The organism is Mycobacterium sp. (genome assembly GCF_052144515.1).
Taxonomy (GTDB): Bacteria; Actinomycetota; Actinomycetes; order Mycobacteriales; family Mycobacteriaceae; genus Mycobacterium.
The window spans coordinates 1-9278 of sequence record NZ_JBKQQD010000308.1 but is presented as its reverse complement, the minus strand read 5'-3'; the positions used below and the strand labels follow the sequence as shown (position 1 = coordinate 9278).

Below are 9278 nucleotides of genomic sequence, written 5' to 3'. Positions count from 1 at the left end.
TGCACACCGATCGTGGATCTCATTTCAGGTCAAGGAGATTCGTGCACACGCTCAGCCGATACGAGATGGTTTGCGCCATGGGCCGTGTCGGAGCCGCCGGCGACAACGCGGCGATGGAGAGCTTCTTCAGCCTCCTAAAGAAGAACGTCCTGGACCGCCGTCGCTGGCACACCCGAGACACACCGACCGCCCGGTCATCTGTGTCACCTCCTGGGCGATTACGAGATCCTTCTCGACATCGCGCGGTGCCCAGGCGGCGGCTGCGCGGGTAGATGCGTTGGCGCGCCGCCCATTCCAGCCCCATGCCTAGATGATCGCGGCGGCGTCGCCGGCCAGCAGCTGCTGTGGGATTTGGGAGAACACGTACTCGGCTGGTGAAGCTCCGGGTTGGAGGCTGAAGGACCAGATCACATCGAACCGATCACCCGGCCAGGCGGCGGGGATCTGGGTGCCGGACACGGTCGGCAGGGCGGTAGCGATGGCGGGTATGTGTTGGTGTTCCCAGCAGATGAGCACCACACCGGTGTAGTCGGCGACGACAGCACTGGCGAGCGCCGCCTCCTGGCCTTCGGCGAAGGGAGAGTTGATCGGCACCGCGAGCCGGCCGCTGAGGCCCTGAATGGTCTCATAGGTGCGGTGCTCCTTTGTCTTATCGGGTTTCCCATAGTCGGGCGAGAACAGGGTCGTTGGTGTGCGCAAGCCAGCCTGCAGTGGGCCGACCGCAGGCGCAAACAGCACCGCCAGCGCGCCGGAGCGTTGCCATCCACGCGGTAGGAGCGAATGGATGCTCTGGTTGCCGTTGACGTCGATCCCAAAGGGAGGGCCTGGTGCCGCCGTTGGGGTCGGCGGATCGGCCGGCTTTTCGCCGTGGCGAATGACGTAGATCTGCGCCGGGGGCCCGGCGGTGGCCGGCGAGGGAGCAGTCATCACGGTCTCCAATCAGTGACGCGACGGGGATGGCAGCCTTACGACGATGCGGTGGCCCCGGCCGCTGTCCACGCCGCCGAACGTGACCTGATGTAGTCGTGGTAGTCCTGCTCGGTCGTCAGCGCGGGCATAGCGGCGTGGGTCTGCCCCTGGGTGTCGTTCACTGGCAGCGCGGAAACCAGTTGGGCGTATACCTGCTGAATGTGGGAGGGGGTGCCTATGACAGGATTCGCGACGGTCGACGTCGGGACGGTGACGCCGGCCAGCGGGTCGTCGGTGCGTGGCTGCGCCAGGGTCAGAGCGTCCCCGACGTCGGGAGCCGCTGCGTCACGCGCGGTCAGAGCCGTTAGGCCCCAACGGGTTTCGACGGTTTTGAGGATCGAGGTGTGGTCAAGGGGGACCGTGCCCGATGGACGAAAGACCGTGCCGGCAGCGATCAGAGGCGAGACCAGCACGGCGGGCACTCGAACACCGAACCGCGTGAAGTCGAATCCGAACTCGCCCGCACAGCTGTCCGGCGGCACCGCGCCGGACGGCGGTGGGACATGGTCATAGCAGCCGCCGTGCTCGTCATAGGTGACGATCAGCAGGGTCTGGTTCCAGGCGGGGCTATTGCGCAGGGCGTAATAGACGTCGTGGATCAGTTGCTCGCCCAGGGATACGTCGTAGTTGGGGTGCTGGCTGTTGCCAGACGATCCCCAGCTGGGCTCCAGAAACGTATAGGCGCCAAGACTTCCCGCCGCCGCAGCCGCCTGAAAGTCACGAAAAACGCCGAAGTGCGACTCCGGGGCATCGGTGGTGTCGGGGAAATTCAGGCGGGTCAGTGGTGGGTTGCTGTAGCCGTAGATCGACCAGGCGATGTTGTGCCCGCTCAATAGCCCGAAAATGCTCTGCGAGGTGTACTTGGATGTCGAGTCATCCATATGGCCCTGACTGGTCGCCGCGCATAGGAAGGCCCGATTGGGAAACGTCTCGGTCGGCACGGAGCTGTACCAGTGGTCGCACACCGCGTAACCGCGAGCCAGCCCCGACAGGACCGGCAGCAGCTCGGGGGTGAATATCCCCATGATGTCGGAAGCGGTTGTGCCCGAAATGATTGGCCGGTGCGCGTCTATGCCCTTCAGCGTTGCCGCGAAGTCCGTGACGAATCCGCTGTTGGTCGCCGAACTCCCGGCAGGTGGGCTGGCCTCTCCGAAAAGTTGCACATTGGTCGCCACGAACCCCTCGCCTGGGTCCGCCCCGGGCGTGAAATAGACGTTTGGCGTCCCCGGGGCCAAGGCACTCACCGGTATCGACGCACCTGTGGCGTCCGAATTGGACTCCTTACCCGTCAGACCCTCGAACGGCTGCTTCGTGATAGGCGAGACGTTTCCCGAGTCGGTATAAAGAAACCCGAGCATGTGGTCGAACGAGCGGTTCTCGAGCACCAGCACCACGATGTGCTCAACCAGTCCGAGTTGGTTAGCGGCGGCCGTCATTTCGCGTCCTTATTACGCGTCGAGGCCGCTAACTGAGCGCCCGGGCTGGTGCTCGTTGCTTTGGGCTGACAGTTAACGTCGAGTGGAATAAGTGGGCCGCCCGATCGCAGAGACAGCAGATACAGGTACGTGGCGATCACATGGAGGTTGTCCCGAGTTCCGTGGAACTTCGGTGGCGGTCCGGTGAGCATCAGGCTGCGCTCACCTGGTCATTGTGCACGACAGTACGCCACCAGCGCACCCTACGAGCCCAGAATTAGTGTGCAAATTTCGGCCCAACAACGACCAAAGCCCCAGATCAGCGCCCTGCAGCTGGAGCTAGCGCCGAAAAATGTCCTAAGTCAGGTGGTAGTGCCGGGGCGGCGACTTGCCGCAGCACCTTGGGAGTTTGAAAAAAACAAAAGCAATAACAAGAAGAAGTCTGATGACGCCGCCGCGCGCCTAACCACGAGTCTACCTGGCAAACTCGAACGTCGTCACGCTAAGGTGCAAATGCTCCATCCGGATCAACAGATCCTGGTCGTCATGGCTGAACTCGTCAATATCCCCGTACATACTCATGCCGGGCATGTTGTTGGTCCTCTTCTTCAATTTCTGCCGCTGATCGTATTCGTAGGTGCGTTCGCCCAATTGTCCAGCGGTCACGCACACGAGAAGTCCCAGCTGGTCGTAGTTATACGAATCCACGCGGATCACTTGCCCCGCCGAATCTATGTGATTCGTCCGCAAGAGCCGGCCGCTTGTATTCCTGTCAGCCACGACCCGATATTGCACGTGGTCTTGTCGAGAGTACATTCGTTTTTCTGTCCAGCCCTGAACCTCCTGCAGGACGTCTAACCGGTAATCGATGTCGCCCCTTGCGTCATAGGTGACCTCCTGGGAAAGTCGGCTGCGGTCATCGTAGAACCACTGTCTTATGACTTTGCCGTCACGATCGAACTTTAAATGGCGGATCCTTGCTCCGGCGCGATCATATTCGAGAAAATAACTTCGGAAGTGGCTATTTGATGGCGTTCCTAGGACAAGCGGCGCGGTGTAGCCGGTTATCCTTCTCACGCCGGCCCGGTGGGCGTTTTCGTCGTGGATCGGCACTTCGTCCTGCACGAACAGCGGATCCTTCGCTATCGTCACGGGGCAATCTTGGCGGTGATGGGCCTGATCACAGGGTCCAACAACACTCCGCCACCGTCAGCAATTAGGTCCGGCACTGTCTTCGACAGAGCAGGCGAAGCGCCGTTGTTGTACTGGTTGACCAGTTCCTGGTCCAGGTCGTTCTCGGACATGGTCGCCACTCCGAAGCCGCGGTACATGCCGCCACCCATGTAGATCGCATTCTCGCCTTGCCAGTAACCGGTCGGAACCCTGGTCAGGTAATCGTGGAAATTCTTGAAATATACCCAATCGCCCGGAAGAATCTCGGATTTGCTGCTGACAGCGACAATGTCGTATTTCTTGCCAGGTCCTCCACTCGTCAATGGGGTCGCGTTGGTGGAGATCTCGATGCCGCCTGCGAACTGCGCGTCGAATTTCGCGGCACCGATCGCCTTGAGCATCGAATAATATTCGATGGCGAGGGTCATCGACAGGCATTCCAGCCGGGTATGCGCGGTCGGAGAAAAGATCGCCTCGATTGCGTCCGAGGGATGCTTGCCGGGCGGCAGCGGCGACTTCAGCTTGAAATCCACACCGCTGCCGACCTGGTCCCAGTATGTGCTGTCTAGATACGGTGGATCGGCGTCGCTGAAATAGCCGCAGCATCCCGGGTTGGCATTGACCTGGTCCATGCCCTTCAGGGCGTTGGACCTAATGCGGACCTCGAAGCCCATCTGTTCGAAGCTACTGAACGAGAAAACCGGTGGACTGCCCCCGTTGTGCATGTGCTCGACGAACTCCCGCATAGCGGGACCGAATTTGGTGTTGAGCCAGCTAAGGTATCTTGCTGAGGGCGTGTAGTCCTTGCCAGCAACAGAGATCTTTCGTTGCAGCTGTTGGCCAGCCTGACCCTGCTGGATCACATGTGTCAGTTCATGAGCAAGCAGCCGACGGCTGTCAGCGCCGCCGTTTGGCGCGTATTCTCCGTCGGCGAAAACGACGTTCCGGCCGATGGTGAACGCGCGGGCGTTGATCCGCCTAGCCAGCCTTGCCGCCGAAGCGTCGGCATGAACGCGAACGCGGCTGAAGTCGTGACCGAATCGGCCCTCCATGTCGTTCCGCATAGCCGGCTGCAGCGGCTCGCCCTGACCTTCCATTGACTGGATGCCCGACTCCAGATGCGCATCCAGCCGTCCCGGTTCTGGACCCGCAAGCTTTGCCTGCATCAAGATTCGCTCGCCCGTCTCGATATCGTCGTCAGGCAGCGGGCCGGCAGCCTGTCGCTGCAATGTGTCCTGAGCGTTGAGAAACGCTTTTACCAACTGCTCCTGGACCTCATCCTTACCGATATCGCGCTGGGCCACTTCAGCGACAGCAGACCGGTCGAGTCGCTGCCGGGCGATCGGTTTGGCTGATAGTTCGCCCCGAGCAGAACCATCGGCCTGGCGCGGGGTCCCGTCTTCCCCGTCTCGCGACGCGTCGCACGCCGCGCCGGTGCGACGCACAACCGCGCCGCCGACCAGGCTTTGACGTGCTGACGGTCCGACGGCCGGCATGCGCATCACCTGATCGGCGACGCGGTCCGCCTCGCGTTCGAACGGATCATCGACCTTCCCGACGGCGAGCTTCGCCTGGACGGGGCCTCGGATCTTTCCGGCGTGCGCTACCGATAATGACGGTCGCAGGAATGGCAGTGCACCTCCGTAGGAGGAACCTGCGAGGCCACTGAAATACCCCACGTGGTTTGTGACTTCGTGATCAACCAGATTGGTCGGGTTGCTCCGCGTCGAGTGACTGCCGTCGGTGCGCTGGAAAACGATCGCACGTTCGAGCGCGCTGCTATGGAGTCGGCGGCCTGAACGCCTCGAGCGCTCCATAACGCTTGTTGTGGATTCAGCGGCTGCGGTCGTTCCCGGGGGGGCGCTCTTCAGAACGAACATGCCTGGTACTCCTTCGATTTGGTCACCCGTGCTCTGATCATTCTCGCCCTCGTCATGCGCCGAGTCGACGCTGATTCTCTTGTGATACGCACCTCGACACGCTCCGTTGACGCAACGATGATCCTTCGCCCGAGCCCTGGCACAGCGGAAGAGAGCGGAGCGTCGAGATGCCCGCTGATCCAGTCGACGTGTTTGGCTCCTTGGCAATCATATTCACCAGCAAAGACCGAGACCAGAAGGTTGTTTCGCCATCTGCACTGCAGTTCAGCGAATTAGAAGCGCAGTTAAAGCAGACTGAACACGTAAGACTCATGACGGACCACTGCTGGCTGGCATTCGAGGTGATTCGATCAGTTGGTCGAGGGACAACATAGCCGAGCTGGCGGGCCACACGCGACACTGTGCCCTGCTCGGTACCCAACTCCGCGCGCAGCGCCCGGACCATCCGCACGGCAGCGGCCTTCTCCGGGCTGTACCTGCGGCTGGTTGGCTTCTTTCCCGACAACGATTCTTTGGGCATACCTGCATCCTCGTTTCCAAGGGCAGGAGCCTCCGGGATTTCCAGGGCGTTTCAGCCAGTGGCTGCCTTCGTTTCCGTGGCGACCTTCGCAGCCAACATGGCTCACGCCCCTTACCGCGTGGCAACTGCGCAGATCTGCGCGCAGTTAACCCGGCCTAAACATTCTGACCTTCGACGTCGGGCGTTGTCGACACCACCATTTCTCGTTTGATACGCGGCGAGACATGCGACATCGACGGCCCGATGACGCTCCGCCGACACGATGGCCCAGCGGATCAGGGCGGAACGGAGCGTCGCGGTGTCGGCTGCCTCAGACGACGTGGCACTGTCTCCGGAACCCGCGAAGGGAATCGATGCAAGTCGACTCCACTTACCGGTCAACAGATTCCGATCTTCCGGCTGGACCATGCCGAGTGCCGGTGCCTCCCAGATACCTGCTACGAGCAGTCAGGCGGGCCGCCCGGGCATGTAGCCGGGCGGGTCGGTGCGGGCGGATCGCCCCATCCAGGGTAGTTCCCGGAAGAAAATGGCGGCGTCGTAGTTATGTCCGCGCAACAGGCACTCGCGAGGGTGAAGGCGAAGGTGTTGCTATTGGGGCCGGTTGCTTTATGCATAGTCGGACTGTTATAAGCGGTGTAGGCATTTCGCAGACATTTCTTGACATCGGTCACGCCCCGCTTCGGCCGGCAGGCAATGCATTCGGGCACGGCTGCCCCAGGATCGCAGGAGTTGTCCCATTTGTGCGCCGCCGTTCCCAATATCAGATTATCGAATCCGCCATCCGTCGGCGTGCACAGCGGCGCAACGATCGCGTAGTTATCGGGCGGAGCATTCACGTAGGCATGGTTGAAAACCAGGTTCAACCCAGGGTAATTCAGACGACGTCCGCATACATATGCGTCGGCGGGGGCGGGGGCAGTCACGGGAGGGGGTACGAACGCCGCGGCGCCCTGACCCTCTCCAGCCGCTGGCCCGCCGGCTCCGTCATTGTCGGTTCCGTCATCCTGTCGTTGCAGATGGGGCGCAAATGCCGTCCCATCCGCCGCAGGTGCGCGTCGAACAGCGCCCTGTTGCAGAACGTGGGCGAGTTCGTGAGCCAGCAACCGCCGTCCGTCAGGGGTCGTGGGCGCATAGCGCTGCGCCGCAAACACGATGTTGTGTCCAACTGTGTAGGCGAGAGATTTCACTTCCTGTGCGGATTGCGCTGCCTGCGGATCGGTGTGTATGCGCACAGTGCTCAAATTCCGGCCGAAGCGCGGCTCGAAGAACGCTCGGATCCCTGCGTCGAGCGGCTGCCCCTGCGATCGAAGGACATCATGCACGACGCCAGGCACCTCGCCGGATTGCGGCGGTGACGCGGTGGCCGGCTTCATCTGCAGCTTTTGTTTCCCCGCGACTTCCTCCTCGCAAGCGGCGCACTTGCGCGAAATGTGCAGCGGCGCCACGCCGATGGGTGGCTGTCTATGCGATCGAAGGACATCATGCAAGACGCCACGCGCCTGGCCGGTTTCGGCCGGTGACGCAGCGGCTGGCTTCATCTGCAGCTGTTTCTTGCGCTCATCCTCCTCATCGCACTCGGCGCACTTGCGAGAAATTTGCAGCGGCGCCTTGCCGACGCGCAGCGACGGATCAGGCATGCGCATCACTTGCTCAGCAACGCGGTCCGCCTCCAGCTCCAGCGGATCGTCGGTCCGCCCGATCGCGAGCTTTCGCTGAATGTTGCTTGGGCGCGGAGGTGCCGCGACAGGAATCGGAGTTCGCAGTCCGTTCGGCTGGTCACCACCGAATGCCGGCGGCCTGCTGAAATCCCATGACGCGCTGCGCCGTGCCGCAACGACCGTGTGGCCGATCCCCCCGTGGCGGATGGCATCGACGGTGACGGGCGCTGCCGACAAAGCGGACCGCAGGAACTGCCGCATAGGGTGCTCTTGTTCTGCCTGGGAGCCGGTCAGCGTGGTGAAATCCAGTGATGGGCTGTGGATGGGTTCGCGTGTCTCACAGCGGCAGCCCTGCGATGAACGCCTCGAGCGCGCCTCATCGGCTGTCGATCCGGTGACCGTCGTCCTTTGCTGTGTAGCGACACGCGGAGCCAACATGGCCGATGCTCCTTGCCGACGCGGCTGTGCGCGTCTTTCATGTTCGCGCAATTCACGCTCGTCTGACCATTCTTAAACCTGACAGCCCATGCAGTCGACACCATTCCCCGTTTGATACGCCTGCAGACATGCAGCATTGACGCCCCGGTGACGCTCCGCGCGCCACGATGTGACCACGGATCGAATCGGAAGGGAGCGTCGCGATGGCAGCTTCAGTCGATGTGGTCGGCCCGTCGCCGATCGGCTTCACCAACAGCAATGGTGACCAGAAGGTTATCCCCTTGTCCGCGTTGGAGTTCAACGGCTCCCAAATCGCGCTGAAGACCGCGTGGCAGACGCCATTATCCAGCACCACCGATCAGACGATACTTCTCAAGCTCGCCCAGGCCCTCGCCACCGCGGGCGTGCTAACACCACCACCCGCGCCACCGCCGGCACCGGCGCTCGGATTTACTGCGGCGCGCACAGGCCTGGAGACGAACAACATCAACGTGACCGCGACCACGGCGGGTACCGGGGGCCCGCTGGCGATCCAGATCACGCTCACGGCGACTGAGGCCGACACGTGGTCGAGTCTGGGGAGCGGCGCCAACGCCGCCAAAGTGATCGGCGTCGACAAGCCCACGGGCAAGCCGGGCGATCCGGCGGTCGGTACCGGCCTGATCGTGGTGGTTCAGGGATCCGCTGGTCCTGGCATTCCCGTCGCGTCCAGCGGCACGTTACAGAAGGGCCAGACCGCCGACCTTCTGGAATCGGACGGCAAGACCAAAGTCTGCACCATCGCAGCGCGCGCCGACTACCAAGGAGCCGCCGGACTGAAATACACCGTTGTCCTCGACTCGTCCGGACAGTCGTTCACCATCACCGCCAAATACGACTCGAGCAAAGAAAAGGGCGGGACAACCGCGATCACCGTATTGACCCTGTCAAAGCTGCCCGATCCGCTGGCGTATCTGGTCTCGGTCAGCGTTCCCCCAACGGGCGCTCTTGTGCCTGCGAACAACAGTTCCGTCCAGCTCTCCGGCGGTGCGCCCGGCATCGCCGCCACCGGCCTGCTCTACGCCTGACGGAGGGAACTCAGCATGCCCGTCACCACCACCTATCCCGGCATCTACGTCGAGGAAATCCTCAGCAATGCGCACACGATCACCACAGCACCGACCTCGGTGACCGTGTTCGTCGGCTACACGCACCCGTTTAAGACCAAGACGCAGCACTACGGCGA

Annotated in this window: 6 protein-coding genes and 2 pseudogenes; 2 read left to right on the top strand and 6 right to left on the bottom strand. The window is 62.2% G+C overall.

Features of this window, described 5'->3' with window-relative positions:
• Positions 1–176 (top strand): annotated as a pseudogene (locus ACLP9N_RS21130) (IS3 family transposase); the annotation flags it as partial.
• Positions 177–306: 130 nt separating this feature from the next.
• Here ACLP9N_RS21130 and ACLP9N_RS21125 read toward each other — a convergent pair.
• From ACLP9N_RS21125 to ACLP9N_RS21100, 6 genes and pseudogenes are all read right to left on the bottom strand, one after another.
• Positions 307–927: a hypothetical protein gene (locus tag ACLP9N_RS21125; RefSeq protein WP_442409252.1), complete on the bottom strand. Its 621-nt coding sequence runs from the start codon at positions 925–927 to the stop codon at positions 307–309.
• 38 nt (positions 928–965) lie between these two features.
• Entirely contained in the window at positions 966–2405 is a 1440-nt protein-coding gene (locus ACLP9N_RS21120; protein ID WP_442409251.1) for an alkaline phosphatase family protein, read from the bottom strand.
• A gap of 453 nt (positions 2406–2858) precedes the next feature.
• Positions 2859–3536: a hypothetical protein gene (locus ACLP9N_RS21115; protein WP_442409250.1), complete on the bottom strand. Its 678-nt coding sequence runs from the start codon at positions 3534–3536 to the stop codon at positions 2859–2861.
• Positions 3533–5437: an eCIS core domain-containing protein gene (locus ACLP9N_RS21110; RefSeq protein ID WP_442409249.1), complete on the bottom strand. Its 1905-nt coding sequence runs from the start codon at positions 5435–5437 to the stop codon at positions 3533–3535. Before ACLP9N_RS21110 ends, ACLP9N_RS21115 begins: the two co-directional genes overlap by 4 nt.
• A 370-nt stretch (positions 5438–5807) precedes the next feature.
• A pseudogene (locus ACLP9N_RS21105) lies at positions 5808–5957 on the bottom strand (IS3 family transposase); the annotation flags it as partial.
• Positions 5958–6394: 437 nt separating this feature from the next.
• On the bottom strand, positions 6395–7876 hold the full coding sequence (locus ACLP9N_RS21100; RefSeq protein ID WP_442409248.1) for an eCIS core domain-containing protein: 1482 nt from the start codon (positions 7874–7876) through the stop codon (positions 6395–6397).
• 380 nt (positions 7877–8256) lie between these two features.
• Here ACLP9N_RS21100 and ACLP9N_RS21095 point away from each other — a divergent pair, with 380 nt between their 5' ends.
• Positions 8257–9120 carry a hypothetical protein gene (locus ACLP9N_RS21095; protein ID WP_442409247.1) on the top strand — a complete coding sequence of 288 codons (864 nt, stop codon included), beginning with the start codon at positions 8257–8259 and terminating at the stop codon, positions 9118–9120.
• The last annotated feature ends 158 nt before the right edge of the window (positions 9121–9278 follow it).

Excerpts from the sequence above, each read along its gene's own strand:
- ACLP9N_RS21100 (WP_442409248.1), bottom strand. The coding sequence starts at position 7,876 with ATGCGGCAGTTCCTGCGGTCCGCTTTGTCGGCAGCGCCCGTCACCGTC.
- ACLP9N_RS21110 (WP_442409249.1), bottom strand. The coding sequence starts at position 5,437 with ATGTTCGTTCTGAAGAGCGCCCCCCCGGGAACGACCGCAGCCGCTGAA.
- ACLP9N_RS21120 (WP_442409251.1), bottom strand. The coding sequence starts at position 2,405 with ATGACGGCCGCCGCTAACCAACTCGGACTGGTTGAGCACATCGTGGTG.
- ACLP9N_RS21125 (WP_442409252.1), bottom strand. The coding sequence starts at position 927 with ATGACTGCTCCCTCGCCGGCCACCGCCGGGCCCCCGGCGCAGATCTAC.
- ACLP9N_RS21095 (WP_442409247.1), top strand. The coding sequence starts at position 8,257 with ATGGCAGCTTCAGTCGATGTGGTCGGCCCGTCGCCGATCGGCTTCACC.